Below are 17,215 nucleotides of genomic sequence, written 5' to 3'. Positions count from 1 at the left end.
TCAGGGCTCCGCAGGAGCCTTGACCAGTGCATCCCACTGCAGCGCGATCCGTTCGAGCGCAAAGCCGGCTGCCTTGCGACGCCCGGCGTCTGCGAGCCGGGTGGCGGTCGCCGGTTCGCCGATCACGGTCAGCAGCGCTTGCGCCAGCGCATCCGCATTGCCTGTCGCGACCACCAGCGCGTCTTGCCCGGGCGTCAGCAGTTCGCGTGGGCCGGTCTCGCAATCGGTCGAGACGATGGGCAGGCCAAACGCCATGGCTTCGATCAGCACCAGCCCGAAGCCTTCGTATCGCGAACTCAGGCAGAACACCGACGCGCGCCCGTACGCTTGCTCCGGATCGTGGCAGATGCCCGGCAGGCTGACGCTGTCCTGCAAGCCCAGTTCAACGGTCAGCGCGGTCAGCGCCGGGCGCTCCTCGCCCTCGCCGTGAATCAGCAAATGCCATCCCGGCGCCTGCGCGGCGACTTGCTGCCAGGCATGCAGCAGCACATCGAAGCCCTTGGCCGCAACCAGACGGCCCATGGCGAGCACCGTCTTCTGCGCGCGCGGCGCAGGTTCGGGTGGCATCGGGAACGGCAGGGGGTTTGGCAGGCAGACGATATCGCTGCGTGGCCGCAGCGCTTCGCGCCAGCGCTGGCGGTCGCGCTCCGTCAGGACCACGACCTGCCGGCAGAAGCGTGCATCCAGGCGCCGCGCCAGCTTGCGCGCCGGCTTGCCGAGGTCCTCGTCGAAGTGGCAATGCTCCCAGGCGATATGGTGCAGGCCCAGACCGGCGGTGGCGGGCAGCACGAACAGCGCGAGCATGGTGTCGACCTGCACCAGCACGTCGGTCCGGTGCGCACGGCAATGGCGGTGGATGCCGGCCACGGTGGCCAGGTAAGCCCGCTTGAACGAAGGCCGCTGCGCAAACAGCGCTTCATGCCGGATACGCGGATCCAGCGCGAACTGGCTGGCCGGGTCCCACAGGCTCAGAATGGTCACGTTATGGCCGAGCGCGGCCAGCGCATTGGCGACTGTCGCCGTCATGCGCTCGGCGCCGGCCATGGCGTTCAGCGTGCCGGTCAGGAAGCAGATGTTGCGGCCGGAAGGCGAGGGATGCGTGGTGGTGGGCAAGGCGTTCTGGGCGATCCGAGGTGTTCTAAGGCACCCGGAGACACGAAAGGCCGCGACCGGCATCCGGCCGCGGCGAGACATGGGGCGCACGTTACACTAGACGGCAGCATTGTGCAGCCGGCAATGCTGAAACTTGCATGAATCCGCCACGCTCTAAGCCAGCATGAAGCGCGGACGCTGCCATGCGATCGTCAATCGCTTGCACAGCGGCGTTCCCGCCCAAGTTACAGGAGCTTACTGAGATGCAGACACCCCTTCGCGGCACCTGCCGGAGCATCGGCCTGCGCAGCGCGGCCATTGCGCTTGCCACCGCAGCCGCCACACTCGCCGCCTGCACCACCGCGCCGGCACCAGGGCTGCCCAGCGCCGGCGCCAATCTCAACCAGGCGCAGCCGTCCGGTCCCAGCCGTTGGGAACTGGTGCGCTGGCAGCTGGCCGACGGCACGCTGCGCGACATCCCGCATGGCGACAACGGCGAGCCCATCATCTTCGAGTTCAGCGATGGCATCGATGCCGCGCAGGGCACGGTCAGCGGCACCAGCGGCTGCAACCGCTTTACTGGCAGCTATGGCAAGACCGACACCGGGGTGCGCTTTGACCGCGTGGCTGGCACGCGCATGGCTTGCCCGCCACCGCGCATGGAACTGGAGTCGGCGTTGCTCAAGGCGATGCAGGCATCGTTCACCACCGTCGGCACGCAGCCGTCGGCGGCCAGCACCGGGCGGCAGATTGTCTGGAAAACCGCCAGCGGCGACCTGCTGCAGTTTGCCGAGCGCGAAGGCGTGGGCAGGCGCGGCGCGAGTGCCGCGGCGGGTGGCGTGGAGAAGATCGTTTATATCGATTCGCAGCGCGTGGAATGTTCGGGCGTCGGCAAGATGATGTGCTATCGCTGGCGCGAGTCGCCGGACGCGCCGTGGCAGCTCTGGTACGGGCCGATCGAAGGGCTGGATTTCGAGCAGGGGGTGGCGTACAAGCTGCGCGTGCGCGAATACCAGGTGCCGAACCCGCCGGCCGATGCGTCGTCGATACGGTGGGAGTTGCTGAAGGTGGAGTCGCGGACGCGGGCGCAATAGCTGCTGGTTTGCTCCCCTCTACCGCGTGCGGGAGAGGGGAGCAAACCAGCGCATCTCCGGCATCACCAAGGAAAAAAGGGCCGCAGTTGCGGCCCGTTTGCATCGTGTCAGTGGGATCAGGAGCGCGGCGTCCCGCCATCGCGCCGCACACCGCGGCGATCCGCGGTGGCAGCCTTTGCCGCCGCCTTGCCGCCAGCCTGCCCCGGCACCGGCAGCTTGTACATCGACCCCGGCACCGAAGTCAGCAGCGTATTGATCTGCACCACATCCTCTTCCTGCAGCACGCCGGTCGACGCCTTCAGCCGCAAGCCGTTCATGATGGTGTCATAGCGCGCCTTGGCCAGGTCGCGCCGCGTGGAGAACAGCTGCGCCTCGGCGTTCAGCACATCGATATTGATGCGCACGCCGACCTCATAGCCGAGCTGGTTCGATTCCACCGCGCTCTGCGCCGAACGCTCCGCAGCCTCCAGCGCCTTGACCTGCGCCAGCCCGTTGGAGACGCCGGAGTAGGTCTGCCGCGCCGTCTGCGCCGCCGTGCGGCGCGCGAATTCGAGGTCGCTCGCGGCCTTGTCCGCCAGCGCGATGGTCTCGCGCACGCGCGACTGGATCTGGCCGCCGGAGAAGATCGGCATGGTCAGCTGCACGCCGATCTGCGACGCGTTGTAGTGGGTCGAGATGACCTGCGTGGCGCTGCCGGTCTGGTTGTTGAAGCCGTACGACGCCACCAGGTCGACCGAGGGCAGGTGCCCGGCCTTGGCCTTGTTGGTCTCGCGCTGCGCGGTTTCCAGGTTGTAGCCGGCCAGGTTGACCTGCGGGTTGCTGGTTTCGGCCTGCGCTGCCCAGGCGTTCACGTCCGGCGGTTGCGGTCCGGGAATCAACGCCTCGGAGCGCAGGCCCATCAGTTCGTCGACCGGCTTGCCGGTGATCTGCTGCAAGGTGGCGCGCCGGATTTCCAGGTCGTTTTGCGAGGCGATCTCGGTCGAGGTGGCCAGGTCGAAGCGCGCCTGCGCGTCGTTGGCGTCGACGATGGTGGCGGTGCCGACCTCGAAGTTGCGCTTGGCCTGTTCCAGCTGCTCGCCGATGGCCTTTTTCTGCGCGCGCGCCAGGTACAGGTTGTCCTGCGCGGCGAGCACGTCGAAGTAGGCCTGCGCGCTGCGCGTGATCAGGTCGAGCTCGGCCTGGTGGAAGGTGACTTCACCGGCCAGCGCGGCCAGTTCGCCCTGCTTGTAGGTTTCCCAGCGGTCCCAGCGGAACAGCGGCTGGCTCAGCTGCAACTGCCAGTTGTTGTTGTTGAAGAAACGCGTGCCCGAGGCGCTGGGCGAGCCGCCGATCGGCAGCGAGGCAGTCTGGTCGAGCTTGGTGCGGTTGGCGCCGGCGGTGCCGACGACCTGCGGCAGCAGTCCGGCGCGGCCTTGCGGCAGCCGCTCGCGCGTGGCGAGCAGTTGCGAGCGGGCGCTGGCGAACTGGGCGTCATTGGATTGCGCATCGCGATAGACCTGCAGCAGGTCGGCCGCGCCTGCCGGTGCCGCGGGCAGCATGGCAAGCAGCGGGGCGAGCAGGGTAGCCGCGATCGCCAGGCGTGTCCGGATCGCTCCGGGCAGGGCGTTGGGCGCAAACTTCATGACAGCTCCAGTTTGCCGGGCGCGGGGCCGCGGCCTGTGGTTGTTTCTTCTTCGGAATGCTGCTTGCGGCGCGAACGAAAGCGGCCGGCCCGCGCGGCCAGGCCGTGCCTCGCTTCAGTACTTCGGCATGGCCGGGTCCACTTCGCTGGCCCAGGCGTCGACGCCGCCGGTCAGGTTGTAGACCCTGGCGTAGCCCTGGCGCTCCAGGAACGCCGCCACCTGCATGCTGCGCATGCCGTGGTGGCAGATGCAGACGATGTCTGCGTCCTCATCCAGTTCGGCGGCGCGCGCCGGGATGTCGCGCATCGGGATATGGGTGATGCCGGGCATGGCGCAGGTCTGCACCTCCCAGCCTTCGCGCACATCCAGCAGGACCGGCCTGGCGCGGCTGGCATCGGCCAGCCACTGGGCCAGTTCGGTCGGCTTGATCACCTGCATGATTGGACTGTCCTCAGAACTGGAACTGCGACGGACGGGCCGCGCCCTGCAGGGGCTTGACCGCGGTCTCGAACAGGTTGACGACCTGGTACTCGGTTTCGGACACGCGCGTGATCAGGCGCGCTTCCATCACCGGCAGTTCGCCCACGATGGCGGCGATGCGGCCGCCCACCTTGACCTGCGACAGGATCGACTGCGGCAGCGCCGGCAGCGAGCCGGAGATGCAGATCACATCGTACGGCGCCGCGGCGGCCCAGCCGTCGGCGGCATTGCCTTCGGCGACGTCGACATTGGTGATGCCGGCGTTGGCCAGGTTGGTGCGGGCCAGCTCGACCAGCTCGGGCACGATGTCCACGGTCAGCACGTGGCGTGCGCGGTTGGCCAGCAGGGCGGCCATGTAGCCGGAGCCGGCGCCGATTTCCAGCACGTTTTCATGCTTGCGCACGGCCAGGTCCTGCAGGATGCGGGCTTCGACCCGCGGCGGCAGCATATTCTGCCCGGCGGGCAGCGGGATCTCCATGTCGACGAACGCCAGCGAGGCGTACGCGGCCGGGACGAACTGCTCCCGCTTGACCACCGCCAGCAGGTCCAGGATTTCCTGGTCCAGCACGTCCCACGGGCGGATTTGCTGTTCGATCATGTTGAATCGGGCTTTTTCGAGATCCATCTTGCCATTCCTTACCAAGGCCAACCGCTGTCGTTCTGTGCGCCGGCCGCGCGGTGCCCACGGCCGGACAGTCTTGTCTAACCCGCTATTTTAACCTTGCGGGCGCCGTCGGGTTCATTCCGCGCTGGCCTCCGTGGGCCCCGGCAATTCCTGCGTGGCCGGACGGGCGGGCGCGGCCGCGGCGTGGCTTGGTGACGGCGCGGCCGCCTTGCGTTGCCACAGCCGGCGCAACCACGCCCCGAAATCATCAAGATACGTATAGATCACAGGCACCACCACCAGCGTCAGGATCGACGAGGTAATGATCCCGCCGATCACCGTCTGGCCCATCGGCGCGCGCTGCTCGGCGCCTTCGCCCAGGCTGAAGGCCAGCGGCACCATGCCGAAGATCATCGCCAGCGTGGTCATCAGGATCGGGCGCAGGCGCACGCGCGCCGCTTCCACCAGCGCGGCCTCGCGCGACAACGGCTGGCGGCCCTCGCTGCCGTCAGGTCCATCGACGTGACCCTGCCGCGCCTGGTTGGCAAAGTCCACCAGCAAGATCGCATTCTTGGTCACCAGCCCCATCAGCATGATGAAGCCGATGATCGAGAACATATTCAGCGTCGAGCGGAACAGCAGCAGTGCCGCGAACACGCCGACCAGCGTGAGCGGCAGCGAGGTCATGATCGCGATCGGCTGGAAGAAGCTGGCGAACTGCGACGCCAGGATCATGTAGATGAAGATCACCGCCAGCGCCAGCGCCGACACGGCGTAGCCGAAGGACTCGTTCATCGACTTGGTCGAGCCGCCGAAACGGTACTTGTAGCCCGCCGGCCAGTTCATGCCGTCCAGCGTGGCCTTGACGTCGCGCGCCACCTCGCCGGCCGAGCGGCCGGCGACGTTGGCGGTCAGCTCGACCTCGCGGTTCAGGTCGCGCCGGCTGATCTGGTTGGCGCCGGTGGTCGGCACCAGCTCGGCGATCTGGCGCAGCGGCACCATCCTCGGCGAGCCGTCGGCGTTGGCCTGGCTGCTGGCGATCATCAGCGCGCTCAGGTCGGCCATGCCGGTGCGGGCGTCCCGGGGCAGGCGCACGCGCACGTCGTAGTTCTCGTCATCGGGGGCGCGCCACGAGCTGATGGCATCGCCCGCCAGCAGCGGGCGCAGGGCGTTGCCGATCTGCGCCACGCCTACGCCGAGGTCCGAGGCCAGTTCGCGGCGGATGCGGACCTCGATGGTGGGGCGGTCGTCCTTCATGCTCGAATCCAGGTCGGCCAGGCCGGGGATCGCCCGCATGCGCTTGCCGGCTTCCTGCGACAGCCGGCGCAGTTCGTTGAGGTCGTCGCCCTGGATCGAAACCTGGATCGCCTTCTGGCCGCCCGCGCCGTCGGGCATGCCGACCATGGTCAGCGTGATGCCCGCGATGCCGGCCAGCCGCTCGCGGATCAGCGGGTTGAGCTGCGCGGTCGAGAGCTTGCGTGCGCGCCGCTCGGTCAGGCGCACCGAGACCAGCGCGTTGTTGCGGCCCGAGGCGTTGCCCGAGTTGATGGTGGCGTAGGTGTAGGCGACTTCCGGGAAGGATTTCAGCGCGGTTTCCACCTGCCGCACCTTGGCCTCGGTGATTTCGATTGACGTGCCCACCGGCGTGGTGAACCCGACCTGCGTCTCGCCCAGGTCCGCGTTGGGCACGAATTCCGTGCCGATCAGCGGCACCAGCGCAAAGCTGCCGAAGAACGTCACCGCCGCGATGATCGCGGTCGCCATCCGGTGCTTCAGCGCCCAGCCCAGCATCGCGGCATAGCCGTCGCCAAGCCGGTCCATGCGCGCCGAGAACCAGTCCAGCATCCGGCCGATGGTGCGTCCGTACCAGCTCTTCTTGTTGCCGGTGCCGTGCAGGTCGGGATCGTGCCAGACCGACGACAGCATCGGGTCCAGCGTGAACGAGACGAACATCGAGATCAGCACGGCAGCCACCACCGTAATGCCGAACTGGTGGAAGAAGCGCCCGATGATCCCGCCCATGAAGCCCACCGGCAGGAACACCGCCACGATCGAGAAGGTGGTGGCCAGCACCGCCAGCCCGATCTCGTTGGTGCCGTCCAGCGCCGCGCTGCGGTGGTCCTTGCCCATCAGGTTGTGGCGCACGATGTTCTCGCGCACCACGATGGCATCGTCGATCAGCAGGCCCACGCACAGCGACAGCGCCATCAGCGTGATCACATTGAGCGTGAAGCCGCACATGTACATCACGCCGAAAGTGCCGATCAGCGCGATCGGCAGCGTCAGGCCGGTGATGACCGTGCTGCGCCAAGAGCCGAGGAACAGGAACACGATCGCCACCGTCAGGAACGCGCCTTCCAGCAGCGTGGAGCGCACCTCCTTCACGCTGCTGCGGATGCCGCGCGCGGTGTCGTTGACCACGTTGAGCTGCACGTCGGCAGGCACCAGCTTGCGCACCTCATCGGTCATGCGCACCAGGCCGTCGACGGTATCGACGGTGTTCTGGCCCTGCGCCTTCACCACCGACAGGAAGAGGGCGCGCTTGCCATCGAGCAGCGCCAGGCTTTCCTGTTCTTCCTGCCCGTCGCGCACGTCGGCGATCTCGCCCAGCGTGACCGGCTGGCCGGCGCGGCGCGCCACGATGATCTTGCGGAAGGCGTCGGGCGTGGGCACGCGGCCCTTGATCTGCACCACGGTCTCGGTGGACGAGGACCGCAACTCGCCCGCGGGCAGCTCCTGGTTCTCGTTGCGGATCGCGTTCATTACCTGGTCGACGCCGATACCCAGCGCTTCCAGCTGCGCGGGACGGATGCGGATCTCGACCTCGCGCTTGGTGCCGCCGACGAGATTGATCGCACCCACGCCGCGCACCGTTTCCAGCCGCTTGCGCACGATCTGGTCTGCGATGGTGGTCAGCTCGCGCTGGCTGCGGTTGGCGCCCGGGGCATTGGACACCGACAGGTAGAAGATCGGCGCGTCGGACGGGTCGTAGCGCAGCACGCGCGGGTCCTTGACCTCGTCGCGGAACTGCGGCCGGATCAGCGCGATCTTGTCGCGCACGTCCTGCGCGGCCTGGCCGACATCGACGCTGAGGTCGAACTTGATGACGACGACCGAGGTGCCCTGGTACGAGTGCGAGAAGATCTCGTCGATGCCGGAGATGGTGTTGACGATCTCCTCGACCTTGCGGGTGACGTCGGATTCCACCGATTCCGGCGCGGCGCCCGGGTATTCGGTCTGTACCACCACCACCGGGAAGGTGATATCGGGGAACTGGTCGACCGGCAGGCGCTGGTAGGAGAACAGCCCGACCACGATGAAGGCCATCATCATCATGGTGGCCAGCACCGGGTTGCGGATGGACAGGCGAGTGAACCACATGGGGCGCGTTCCGGTTCGTGGCTAAGCGTCAGGCCTTCACGCTTTCACGTCATTCACGCGCCGCACCTGGCTGCCGCTGCGCAGCGTGCCGAGGTTGGTGCGCACGATCTCGGTGCCGGCGTCGAGACCGGAGACGATCTCCACCATCCCGCTGCCTTCGTCGCGCACGCCCAGCTGCACCGGGCGCTCGGCCAGCACGTCCTTGTCGATGGCATAGACGAAGGCACGCTCGCCTTCCATGCGCAGGGCCGAGGCCGGCACCGCCACCACGCCGGACCGCTGCCCCAGCACCAGCGCGCCGCGCGCGAACATGCCGGCGCGCAGCTTCGCGTTGGCATTCTCCACGCGCACGTAGACCATGATGCTGCGGGTGCCCTGCATGACGGCCGGGTTGATCCGCACTAGCTTGCCGGTAAAGCGCCCGGCGCCTTCCACGTCGAGTTCGACCGCCTGGCCGGCGCTGGCGCGCGCCACGTCGGCCATCGGCACCGGCGCCTCCAGTTCCAGCACGCGCAGGTCGACCACATCGACCAGGCGCGTATCCGGCGACACCTTCTCGCCCGGCTGCACCGCGCGCGCGGCGACCATGCCGTCGAGCGGGGCCTTGACCACGGTGTCGGCCAGCGCCTTCTGCGCCACCGCCAGGCCGCCCTGGGCGGCATCGAGATTAGCGCGGGCCACGTCGAGGTCGGACTGGAACTTGTCGAACGCGGTCTTCGAGATAAAGCCCTTGCCGACCAGTTCGCGGTTGCGCTCCCAGGTCTGGCGCGAGTTCTGGAACTGCCCTTGCATGGCCAGCATCTGCCCGCGCGCCTGCGCCACCCTGGCCTCGTACTCGGTCGGGTCGATGCGCGCGATCACCTGTCCGGCGCGCACCGGCTCGCCTTCGCGCACCAGCACCTGCTGCACCTCGCCCGAGACCTTGGCCTTGACCGATGCCTGGTTCAGCGCGCGCAGGCTGCCCGACAGCGGCAGCGACACCTGCAGGTTCTGGCGGCCCACGTTGAAGAGGTCGGCCTGCAGGAACTCCACCACGTTCGCGGCGGCTTGTACTGGCGCTTGCGGCTGGCGCGCGCTGCCGGCCTTGCGCACGGCGGCCACGGCGCTCAGCACCACGATGACGCAGGCTACAGCGATGAGCAGGGTCTTTCGTTTCATGTCGGCTTTCGCGGGCGCGTGCCCGGGTCGTTGGCGGCATCGCCGTCCGCACTGCCGTCAGCACCGTCAGCACCGCCGTCCGTATCCCCGCCGCTTTGCGCCAGCATCTCGTCGCGGATGCGCTCCCACACGTAGGGGCCTTGCTGCGGCGGCAGCGGGCGCTCGCGCGCCTCGCCGGTGGTCAAGCCGAACAGCAGCGTGTCGAGCAGATGGTCGAGGAAGACCTCGGGGTCGATGTCCTTTTCAGAGGTGGCGCGCAGCGCGCGCTGCCACAGCATCAGGAACACCAGCGGGGCGCAGATCAGCGTGGTGGTGGGGTTGGCCGGCACCGGGCGGAACTCGCCGCGCGCCACGCCGCGCGCCAGCACCCTGGCGAACAGCTCGTCGCCCGGCATCATCACCTCTTTGTTATAGAAGCGGGCGATGTCGGGGAAGTTGGCCGACTCGGCCATGATCAGCTTCGTGATCCCGGCCACCCGCGTGGCGCCGATCAGGCCCCACCAGCCGCGCAGCAGCTCGCGCAGCAGTTCCGGGGTGCTGCCCTCGTAGCGGTCGACCAGCTCGGTACCGCGCGACAGGGCCGGGACCAGGTTCTCACGCACCACGGACTTGAACAGTTCTTCCTTGTTGGCGAAGTACAGGTAGACCGTGCCCTTGGACACCCCGGCGGCCGCCGCCACGTCTTCCAGGCGCGTGGCCGCGTAGCCGCGCTCCACGAACAGGTCGAGCGCCGCCGCGACCAGCTCCTGCGGGCGCGCGGCCTTGCGCCGGCTCCAGCGCGGCGCATCGGCATCCTTGTGCGGTTCGACGGGTGTTTTCACGGGTGTCTTGCGAGGACTGCGGGGCACGGTGGGGCGGGGTGGGATGTTAATAACTTGTGGGTCAGTAATGTAGAGTAGCGCCATGTGAGGGTCAAGCGCGGCCGGGGCGGGCCTAGGGTACGCACCGAGGCGAATCCGAGACATGTGATGCCGGGGGCGCGCATGGCGGCCCTTACGGGGCCAGCCGGTTCGATCGCGCACATGGCGTTTTCCTTTTCTTACAGGAGGATGGCGGCGCTTCGGGCACAATGGCGCCTTGATGTCAGCCGCCTGGCTTGCCATGCCCTGCCGCGGCCTCCCTGAACCATTGCGATGAGTTGCCGGTCACACCTTTCCTGCCGCGCTGGCTGCGGCGCCTGTTGCATTGCCCCGTCGATTGCCTCGGCCCTGCCGGGCATGCCCGAGGGCAAGCCAGCGGGCGTGCCGTGCGCGCAGTTGCTGCCCGACATGCGCTGCGCGGTGTTCGGCCGCCCTGACCGGCCGGCGTTCTGCGCCGGCCTGAAGCCCGCGGCGGAAATGTGCGGCGACTCGCGCGAAGCCGCGCTGCGCTGGCTGACCCGACTCGAAATCCTGACCGCGCCACAGGCCACGCCTGCACGGCCCGGCTCGCGCGGGTGACGCCTGCCATAGTGCCGGCACGCCCGCCCAACTCCTGAACTCGGAGGCAACATGATCCGGACTTCCCGACGGCGCTGGCTGGCCGTCGCTGGCGCCACCGCGCTGGCCGCCGGCCTCGCCGCCTGCGGCGCGTTCCGCAACGAGTACACGTTCTCGCAAAGCCAGCTGCAGGCCGCGCTGGAGCGCAAGTTCCCGTTTAACAAGCGCTATATGGAGCTGTTCGACATCCAGCTCACCAATCCGCAACTGACGCTGGACCCGGTGCGCAACCGCGTCAACGTGCAATTCGACGCCGTCATCGACAACAAGCTGTTCTTCCGCCAGGCGCTGACGGGGCGCTTCGCGCTGGACAGCGGGCTGCGCTATGACGCGCCGACGCGCTCGGTGGTACTGCAGGACCCTGAAGTGCGGCGTTTCGACGTGCAGGGCATGCCGGCGCAGTTCTCGCGCCAGCTCAATGCGCTGGGTGGCATCCTGGCCGAGCAGCTGCTGCAGGACTATCCGCTCTATACGTTCCGGGAAGACCAGCTGCGCGTTGCCGGCACGCAGGTCGAGCCCGGTACAATCACCGTTTTGCCTGACGGCATCAACGTCAAGGTCAACCGCCCCTGATCGCCCTCGGGTAGCCGGGCGCTCGAACAACAAACCAGGCGGTCCGGCGCATGCCGGGCAACGCCGATGACAACGTTTCTCCGTTCCGCATGGAAATCGCACTTGCCCTGAAAGCCGTGATCCTCGGCATTGTCGAAGGACTGACCGAGTTCCTTCCCATCTCGAGTACCGGCCACCTGATCCTGGCGGGCCAATTGCTCGACTTCAACGACGAAAAGGGCAAGATCTTCGAGATCGTGATCCAGTTCGGCGCCATCCTGGCAGTCTGCTGGGAATTCCGTGCCCGCATCGGCAGCGTGGTGCGCGGGCTGGGCTCGGAGCCGAAGGCGCAGCGCTTTGCCATCAACGTGGTGATCGCGACCGCGCCGGCGATCATCCTGGCCTTTATCTTCGGCAAATGGATCAAGGCCCACCTGTTCAACCCGATCTCGGTGGCGCTGGCCTTTATCGTCGGCGGCGTGGTGATCCTGCTGGCCGAATGGCGCGACGCGCGCCGCGGCACGGTCTCGCATCCGCAGGGCAATGCGCTGCTGGAGGCGGCCAAGGCGGGCGCGCCGCGCATCGAATCGGTCGACGACCTGAACTGGGGCGATGCCCTCAAGGTGGGCCTGGCGCAGTGCTTCGCGCTGGTGCCGGGCACCTCGCGCTCGGGTGCCACCATCATCGGTGGCATGCTGTTCGGGCTGTCGCGGCAGGTGGCGACGGAGTTTTCGTTCTTCCTCGCGATCCCGGTGATCTTTGGCGCGACGGTCTATGAGCTGTACAAGGCGCGTGCGCTGCTGGACGCGGACGACCTCGGCGTCTTCGCGGTCGGCTTTGTCTTCGCCTTCCTGTCTGCGTTCCTGTGCGTGCGCTGGCTGCTGCGTTTTGTCGCCACGCACGATTTCAAGCCGTTTGCGTGGTATCGCATTGCGTTCGGCATCGTGGTGCTGTTCACCGCCTACTCCGGCCTGGTGTCCTGGCACGCGTAAGCGGGGCGAACATCCGGACAACAAAAAAGCGTGGCACTTGCCACGCTTTTTGTTTGTGCCTTGCGGCTGCGCTCAGGCCCGCTCAGGCCCGCTTAGGCCCGCTTAGGCCCGCTTGCGGAACACCACGTCCCACACCCCGTGCCCGAGCCGCACGCCGCGGCGCTCGAACTTGGTCACCGGACGGTAGTCCGGCCGCTCGGAAAAGCCATCCGCCGCGCTGGAGGTGTTCTCCAGCAGCGGTTCACCCGCCAGCACCTCGACCATCTGGTGCGCGTACTCTTCCCAGTCGGTCGCGCAGTGGATATAGCCACCGGGCTTCAGCCGCGCCGCCAGCAGCTTCACCAGCGGCGGCTGCACCAGCCGGCGCTTGTTGTGGCGCTTCTTGTGCCACGGGTCCGGGAAATAGATATGCACGCCGTCCAGGCTGTCGTCGGTCAGCATATGGGCGATGACCTCGACCGCGTCGTGCTGCAGGATGCGGATGTTCTCCAGCTCGCGCTCGTCGATCAGCTTGAGCAGGGCGCCCACGCCGGGCTCATGCACCTCGCAGCCCAGGAAATTGTCCTGCGGGCGCAACCCGGCGATATGCGCGGTGGTCTCGCCCATGCCGAAGCCGATCTCCAGGATCGACGGCGCCTTGCGGCCGAACGTGGCTTCCCAGTCCAGCGGCTGCGGCGCGTACGGCACCAGCATGCGCGGCCCGACCTCGTCGATGGCGCGCTGCTGACCGGTCGACGTCCGCCCGGCACGGCGCACGAACGAGCGGATGCGGCGCGGATGCGCAACGCCTTCGGGGTCGGCAGGGGAAGGGGCGGACGGCTGCTGGGCGTTGTCCACCGGCGTGGCGTCATCGGCCGGCGTCGGTCCGGTGCTGGGATCTTGGGGAAGCATGGCAACAAAAAAGCCGCCGGGCAGATCACCGTAACAGTGTTAACGGTGGCAATGGCGGCTTGTCTCGACTTGAGGTGGAGCGGGCGATGGGAATCGAACCCACGTCTTTAGCTTGGGAAGCTAAGGTAATGGCCATTATACGACGCCCGCGGAGCCGTGATTCTATGCGGGATCAGCAAGGGAGCGCAAGTCGGCGGCATGCCGGGCTGGAATCAAGGTGTCTTTTGTGCCACTCCCGCTTTGGGCGGTGCGTGGCGCCCGCGGCGGCGTATAGTGGCTGGCACGCTGGCCTGCCGCCATACGGCCTTCGATGACTACCACTCGCAACGTCAGGACGCCCCCACCTTGACCACGGACTTTTACGGCCGCTTTGAAGCGGAATGCCTGCCCCGCATCGTCGATGCCATCGGCAAGCAGCACCGGCGCGTGCAGCTGCATGCCTTGCCCGCCGAGGCCCCGAACCGCCCGCCGCGTCTGCGCATGACGGGCGACGGGCCGGCTGAATTGCGGCGCCATGCGCATCCGCTCGACGTCACGCTGGCGTGGGATGGGCTGGAGGTGCAGCGGCTGTTTGGCGCCGGAGGCGAGGCGCGCTTTGCCGGCTACCTGGCGGCGCTGCCGGGCAAGCTGCGCGCATGGCAGGAGCCGCGCGGCATCGATTTTGGCTCGCTGTCGCAGACGGATCCGGCCATCCTGATCGGCGGGCTGGATTTCGAGCGCTGAGCTGCCGCCCGGGCGTTACGGCGTTACGGCTCAGCCAGTCACGCGCAGGCGGCACACGGCGCTTTCAGACTGGCCCGGTGCCAGCCAGCGCAGCCCCTGGCCGTGGTGGATCGCATCGGGCAATCCCGCCCACGGTTCCACGCAATAAAAGTCAGACTGTTCGCTTTCGGACCACGTCGTAACGGCGTGCCAGCGCACGCTGCCAGCAACCTCGAGTTCGAAGGCGATGGTGCGCGCCGGCATCGACAGCATGGCGCCGGCAGCGCCGCGGAAGACGTGGTAGGTGTCCTGCAGGCGCGGGTCGTCGAGCCGGTAGGCCGGCTCGCCCGCGTCGGCCGGGCCCGGCGCGCCGTCGGGCAACTGGCGCACGCGATCGGCGGGCGGCAAGGCCAGCTTCGACGCGGCACGCTGCGCATGCGGCAGCGCAAAGTAGAAGTGGTGGCCGGGATAGCAGGGCAGCGGCTGGTCCCCGGTGTTGGTGGTGCGCAGCGTCACCTCCAGCCCGTCGGGCAGCAGCGCGTACACCGCGTCGAACACGAAGGCATAGGGGTAGCCTTGCCGCGTCTGCGCGCTGTCGCGCAGCGTCATGGTGATCGACCCGGCTGCATCGGTGGCGCCGGCTTCGAATGGCAGGTCGCGCGCAAAGCCATGCTGCGCCAGCGCGTGCACGGTGCCTTGCCGGTCGCGCCACTGCCCGGCGACGCCGTCCACGAAGTGCCGGCCGATAAACGGGAACAGCAGCGGATTGCCCCCGCGCACCTTGGCCGGGCGGCTCCAGTCGGCGTTGTCGGGCCAGTAGAGAATGTCCTCGCCGCGGTGCACCCAGCGCACCAGGCGCCCGCCGTATTGCGGGGCGAGCAGCAGGAAGTTGTCGGCATCGCCGACCCGGACCAGCGTCTGGCCCTGGAAGTCTTGTGTCTGGAGCAATGGCATGGTGTTCCTGGGCGCCGTGGCGGCGCGAGCAGCCGCCATGATAAGCCAGCGCGATGCCAGGCCGTGAGCAGGGGCAAGGCTCAGCCACTCGTGTAGATGGTATTGCGCACCAGCGGGTACACCTGCGTTTCCCAGCGCTTGCCGTTGAACACGCCATAGTGGCCGACCCCGGTTTGCACGTGATGCATCCGCATGTAAGGCCGCAGGCTCGGGCAGAGGTCCTGCGCCGCCATGGTCTGGCCGATGGCGCAGATGTCGTCGCGCTCGCCCTCGACCGTGAGCAGCGCGGTGCGGCGGATGGCGCGCGTGCACACGCGGCGTCCGGCGACGTCGAGCAGCCCCTGCGCCAGCAGGAAGCGCTGGAATACCAGGCTGACGGTCTCCAGGTAGAACTCCGCCGTCAGGTCCATGGTGGCGAAGTATTCGACATAGAAGTCGCGGATGGCGTCGGCCTTGTCGTGCTCGCCGCGCTCGCGATAGGCGTAGAGGTCGCGCAACGCCTGCTCATGACGCTCCAGGTTCATGCTCATGAACGCCAGCAGCTGCACATGGCCAGGGTAGACGCGCCGCATGCCGCCGGCGAAGCGTAGCGGCACCATGCCGATCAGCGTGCGCTCGAACCAGTCGAGCGGCTGGCTGATGGCCAGTTCGTTGACCTTGGTCGGGTTGACGCGCGCGTCGATCGGGCCGGCCATCAGCGTCAGGCTGGGCGGCTGGGCGGGATCGCCGTCCTCGGCCATGATGGCCGCCGCCGCCAGTGCGGCCACGGTAGGCTGGCACACCGCCACGACGTGCGTGCCGCCGCCGAGCGCCTGCAGGAAGTGGATCAGGTGCTGCACGAATTCATCGAAGCCGAAGCGCCCGGCCACCAGCGGGATATCGCGCGGATTGTGCCAGTCGGTGATATAGACGTCGTGGTCGGCCAGCATGGTCTGCGCGGTGCCGCGCAACAAGGTGGCAAAGTGGCCGGACATCGGCGCCACCAGCAGCACGCGCGGCTGGCCGCCGATGCCCTGGCGGCGGAAGTGCAGCAGGGAGCAGAACGGCGTGCGCAGCACCACTTCCTCGGTGACCGGCACCGGCCGGCCGGCGACCATCGCGCTGTCGATGCCGAAGGCCGGGCGATGGTGGGTCAGGCGCCCGAGCGCGATGATCTCGCAGGCGGCGCGCAGCGTGCGTACGGTATCGAAGCCGCTCGTCCTGGGTTGGGCGGCCAGCGTTGCCGCGGCCAGTTCCGCCAGCGTGCATGCCGGCAGTATGATGTCCGCGTAGGTCTGGTACGCGTAATACAGCATGACTGGGCCCCCGTGGTTCTGGTGTCCCCAACCCGCAATATATATGCCATTTGCGCGCGCTTGGCATGCGCTTTGCGCGGTGCCACGCGCAAGGCAGCGATGCCTGCGCAAAGTTGTGCAAGCTGCGCCCGCCGCAGCGGCCAAGCATCGTTTCATGATGGTTGCCGGGGGCGCAGGCATCAGACTGGTGCCCAATGGTACGAACGGTACGAACGGTGCCGCACCAGTGCACCGTCCAAGTGCGCCGCTAAGGAGGCGTGATGAGCAAGACCACACTCACTATCAGCAGCAAGACCTATTCGTCGTGGTCGCTGCGCGGCTGGCTGCTGGCCCGCTTTGCCGGCCTGGAGTTCGAGGAAGTGCTGGTCCCGCCGGACGATGCCGCCGCCCGCGCCGAAATCCTGCTGCTGTCGCCGTCGATCCTGGTGCCCTGCCTGCGCCACCAGGGTGTGACGGTCTGGGACACGCTCGCCATCGCCGAATACCTGAACGAGATCCGTCCCAAGGCCGGCCTGCTGCCCGAGGACCGCGCCGCGCGCGCGCACTGCCGCGCCATCTGCGGCGAGATGCACTCCGGGTTTGCGGCGATGCGCTCGGCGCTGCCGATGAACCTGAAGGGGAATTTCCCGGGGATGAAGGTGTGGTCGCGCGCGCAGGCGGACATCGACCGCATCACGGCCATCTGGACCGAGTGCCTGACGCGCTATGGCGGGCCTTACCTGTTTGGCTCGCGCACCATGGCCGATGCCATGTACGCGCCGGTGGTGACGCGCTTTGTGACCTACGGCGTGATGCTCGACCCGGAGCCGGTTTCCTACTGCAAGCAGATCCTGGCGATGCCGGAGCTGCAGGAGTGGATTGCGGCGGCGCGCGCGGAACCCGACGAGATCAGCGAGCTGGACGTCGAGTTCTAGCCGCCG

16 protein-coding genes and 1 tRNA gene are annotated in these 17,215 nt (G+C 67.9%); 6 read left to right on the top strand and 11 right to left on the bottom strand.

Annotated elements, in window-relative coordinates:
- Window positions 1-1,044 carry a glycosyltransferase family 4 protein gene (locus AC5WJ1_RS12940; protein WP_135706302.1) on the bottom strand — a complete coding sequence of 348 codons (1,044 nt, stop codon included), beginning with the start codon at window positions 1,042-1,044 and terminating at the stop codon, window positions 1-3.
- Between the two features lie 311 nt (window positions 1,045-1,355).
- Here AC5WJ1_RS12940 and AC5WJ1_RS12935 point away from each other — a divergent pair, with 311 nt between their 5' ends.
- Window positions 1,356-2,186 carry an META and DUF4377 domain-containing protein gene (locus AC5WJ1_RS12935; protein WP_135705724.1) on the top strand — a complete coding sequence of 277 codons (831 nt, stop codon included), beginning with the start codon at window positions 1,356-1,358 and terminating at the stop codon, window positions 2,184-2,186.
- A 116-nt stretch (window positions 2,187-2,302) separates the two neighbouring features.
- On the opposite strand, the gene AC5WJ1_RS12930 is transcribed toward AC5WJ1_RS12935, so the two are convergent.
- The 6 genes from AC5WJ1_RS12930 to AC5WJ1_RS12905 all read right to left on the bottom strand — a co-directional run bounded on the left by AC5WJ1_RS12930 (window position 2,303) and on the right by AC5WJ1_RS12905 (window position 10,279).
- On the bottom strand, window positions 2,303-3,808 hold the full coding sequence (locus AC5WJ1_RS12930) for a TolC family outer membrane protein (RefSeq protein ID WP_133092448.1): 1,506 nt from the start codon (window positions 3,806-3,808) through the stop codon (window positions 2,303-2,305).
- A gap of 114 nt (window positions 3,809-3,922) precedes the next feature.
- Window positions 3,923-4,246, bottom strand: a complete 324-nt coding sequence (locus AC5WJ1_RS12925; protein ID WP_063240539.1) for a rhodanese-like domain-containing protein — start codon at window positions 4,244-4,246, stop codon at window positions 3,923-3,925.
- A gap of 13 nt (window positions 4,247-4,259) precedes the next feature.
- On the bottom strand, window positions 4,260-4,913 hold the full coding sequence (locus AC5WJ1_RS12920; protein WP_135705722.1) for a protein-L-isoaspartate O-methyltransferase family protein: 654 nt from the start codon (window positions 4,911-4,913) through the stop codon (window positions 4,260-4,262).
- A gap of 114 nt (window positions 4,914-5,027) precedes the next feature.
- Window positions 5,028-8,273, bottom strand: a complete 3,246-nt coding sequence (locus AC5WJ1_RS12915; protein WP_195427286.1) for an efflux RND transporter permease subunit — start codon at window positions 8,271-8,273, stop codon at window positions 5,028-5,030.
- Between the two features lie 36 nt (window positions 8,274-8,309).
- Window positions 8,310-9,431, bottom strand: a complete 1,122-nt coding sequence (locus AC5WJ1_RS12910; protein ID WP_195427287.1) for an efflux RND transporter periplasmic adaptor subunit — start codon at window positions 9,429-9,431, stop codon at window positions 8,310-8,312.
- Window positions 9,428-10,279, bottom strand: coding sequence for a TetR/AcrR family transcriptional regulator (locus tag AC5WJ1_RS12905; RefSeq protein WP_240745895.1), 852 nt, complete (start codon window positions 10,277-10,279; stop codon window positions 9,428-9,430). The genes AC5WJ1_RS12910 and AC5WJ1_RS12905 overlap by 4 nt, the downstream gene beginning before the upstream one ends.
- 285 nt (window positions 10,280-10,564) lie before the next feature.
- On the opposite strand from AC5WJ1_RS12905, the gene AC5WJ1_RS12900 reads away from it, so the two are divergent.
- The 3 genes from AC5WJ1_RS12900 (at window position 10,565) to AC5WJ1_RS12890 (ending at window position 12,453) form a co-directional block, all read left to right on the top strand.
- The gene (locus AC5WJ1_RS12900) at window positions 10,565-10,870 is read left to right on the top strand and encodes a YkgJ family cysteine cluster protein (RefSeq protein WP_135705716.1); all 306 of its coding nucleotides are present in this window, start codon (window positions 10,565-10,567) and stop codon (window positions 10,868-10,870) included.
- 51 nt (window positions 10,871-10,921) lie between these two features.
- Window positions 10,922-11,482: a DUF1439 domain-containing protein gene (locus AC5WJ1_RS12895; protein ID WP_133092442.1), complete on the top strand. Its 561-nt coding sequence runs from the start codon at window positions 10,922-10,924 to the stop codon at window positions 11,480-11,482.
- Between the two features lie 89 nt (window positions 11,483-11,571).
- Window positions 11,572-12,453, top strand: a complete 882-nt coding sequence (locus AC5WJ1_RS12890) for an undecaprenyl-diphosphate phosphatase (protein WP_135706301.1) — start codon at window positions 11,572-11,574, stop codon at window positions 12,451-12,453.
- Window positions 12,454-12,555: 102 nt separating this feature from the next.
- On the opposite strand, the gene trmB is transcribed toward AC5WJ1_RS12890, so the two are convergent.
- On the bottom strand, window positions 12,556-13,344 hold the full coding sequence (gene trmB / locus AC5WJ1_RS12885; protein WP_135705715.1) for a tRNA (guanosine(46)-N7)-methyltransferase TrmB: 789 nt from the start codon (window positions 13,342-13,344) through the stop codon (window positions 12,556-12,558).
- Window positions 13,345-13,419: 75 nt separating this feature from the next.
- Window positions 13,420-13,494: transfer RNA gene (locus AC5WJ1_RS12880), tRNA-Gly, on the bottom strand.
- 195 nt (window positions 13,495-13,689) lie between these two features.
- On the opposite strand from AC5WJ1_RS12880, the gene AC5WJ1_RS12875 reads away from it, so the two are divergent.
- Window positions 13,690-14,067, top strand: coding sequence for a DUF5594 family protein (locus tag AC5WJ1_RS12875; protein WP_133092440.1), 378 nt, complete (start codon window positions 13,690-13,692; stop codon window positions 14,065-14,067).
- A gap of 30 nt (window positions 14,068-14,097) precedes the next feature.
- Here AC5WJ1_RS12875 and AC5WJ1_RS12870 read toward each other — a convergent pair whose 3' ends face one another.
- Together AC5WJ1_RS12870 and AC5WJ1_RS12865 are read right to left on the bottom strand one after the other, a co-directional pair.
- Entirely contained in the window at window positions 14,098-15,000 is a 903-nt protein-coding gene (locus AC5WJ1_RS12870; RefSeq protein ID WP_195427288.1) for an aldose epimerase family protein, read from the bottom strand.
- Between the two features lie 80 nt (window positions 15,001-15,080).
- Window positions 15,081-16,295: a polyhydroxyalkanoate depolymerase gene (locus AC5WJ1_RS12865; RefSeq protein ID WP_135705711.1), complete on the bottom strand. Its 1,215-nt coding sequence runs from the start codon at window positions 16,293-16,295 to the stop codon at window positions 15,081-15,083.
- 260 nt (window positions 16,296-16,555) lie between these two features.
- Here AC5WJ1_RS12865 and AC5WJ1_RS12860 point away from each other — a divergent pair, with 260 nt between their 5' ends.
- Window positions 16,556-17,209, top strand: coding sequence for a glutathione S-transferase family protein (locus tag AC5WJ1_RS12860; protein WP_133092437.1), 654 nt, complete (start codon window positions 16,556-16,558; stop codon window positions 17,207-17,209).
- Window positions 17,210-17,215: the final 6 nt, after the last annotated feature.

Source organism: Cupriavidus sp. MEYA8 (assembly GCF_059278825.1).
Note: the sequence above shows the minus strand (reverse complement) of the source record. Positions and strands in the feature narration are given on the sequence as shown.

Excerpts from the sequence above, each read along its gene's own strand:
- AC5WJ1_RS12935 (WP_135705724.1), top strand. The coding sequence starts at position 1,356 with ATGCAGACACCCCTTCGCGGCACCTGCCGGAGCATCGGCCTGCGCAGC.
- AC5WJ1_RS12860 (WP_133092437.1), top strand. The coding sequence starts at position 16,556 with ATGAGCAAGACCACACTCACTATCAGCAGCAAGACCTATTCGTCGTGG.
- AC5WJ1_RS12865 (WP_135705711.1), bottom strand. The coding sequence starts at position 16,295 with ATGCTGTATTACGCGTACCAGACCTACGCGGACATCATACTGCCGGCA.
- AC5WJ1_RS12915 (WP_195427286.1), bottom strand. The coding sequence starts at position 8,273 with ATGTGGTTCACTCGCCTGTCCATCCGCAACCCGGTGCTGGCCACCATG.
- AC5WJ1_RS12900 (WP_135705716.1), top strand. The coding sequence starts at position 10,565 with ATGAGTTGCCGGTCACACCTTTCCTGCCGCGCTGGCTGCGGCGCCTGT.
- AC5WJ1_RS12870 (WP_195427288.1), bottom strand. The coding sequence starts at position 15,000 with ATGCCATTGCTCCAGACACAAGACTTCCAGGGCCAGACGCTGGTCCGG.
- trmB (WP_135705715.1), bottom strand. The coding sequence starts at position 13,344 with ATGCTTCCCCAAGATCCCAGCACCGGACCGACGCCGGCCGATGACGCC.
- AC5WJ1_RS12925 (WP_063240539.1), bottom strand. The coding sequence starts at position 4,246 with ATGCAGGTGATCAAGCCGACCGAACTGGCCCAGTGGCTGGCCGATGCC.
- AC5WJ1_RS12890 (WP_135706301.1), top strand. The coding sequence starts at position 11,572 with ATGGAAATCGCACTTGCCCTGAAAGCCGTGATCCTCGGCATTGTCGAA.
- AC5WJ1_RS12930 (WP_133092448.1), bottom strand. The coding sequence starts at position 3,808 with ATGAAGTTTGCGCCCAACGCCCTGCCCGGAGCGATCCGGACACGCCTG.
- AC5WJ1_RS12910 (WP_195427287.1), bottom strand. The coding sequence starts at position 9,431 with ATGAAACGAAAGACCCTGCTCATCGCTGTAGCCTGCGTCATCGTGGTG.
- AC5WJ1_RS12940 (WP_135706302.1), bottom strand. The coding sequence starts at position 1,044 with ATGGCCGGCGCCGAGCGCATGACGGCGACAGTCGCCAATGCGCTGGCC.
- AC5WJ1_RS12895 (WP_133092442.1), top strand. The coding sequence starts at position 10,922 with ATGATCCGGACTTCCCGACGGCGCTGGCTGGCCGTCGCTGGCGCCACC.
- AC5WJ1_RS12920 (WP_135705722.1), bottom strand. The coding sequence starts at position 4,913 with ATGGATCTCGAAAAAGCCCGATTCAACATGATCGAACAGCAAATCCGC.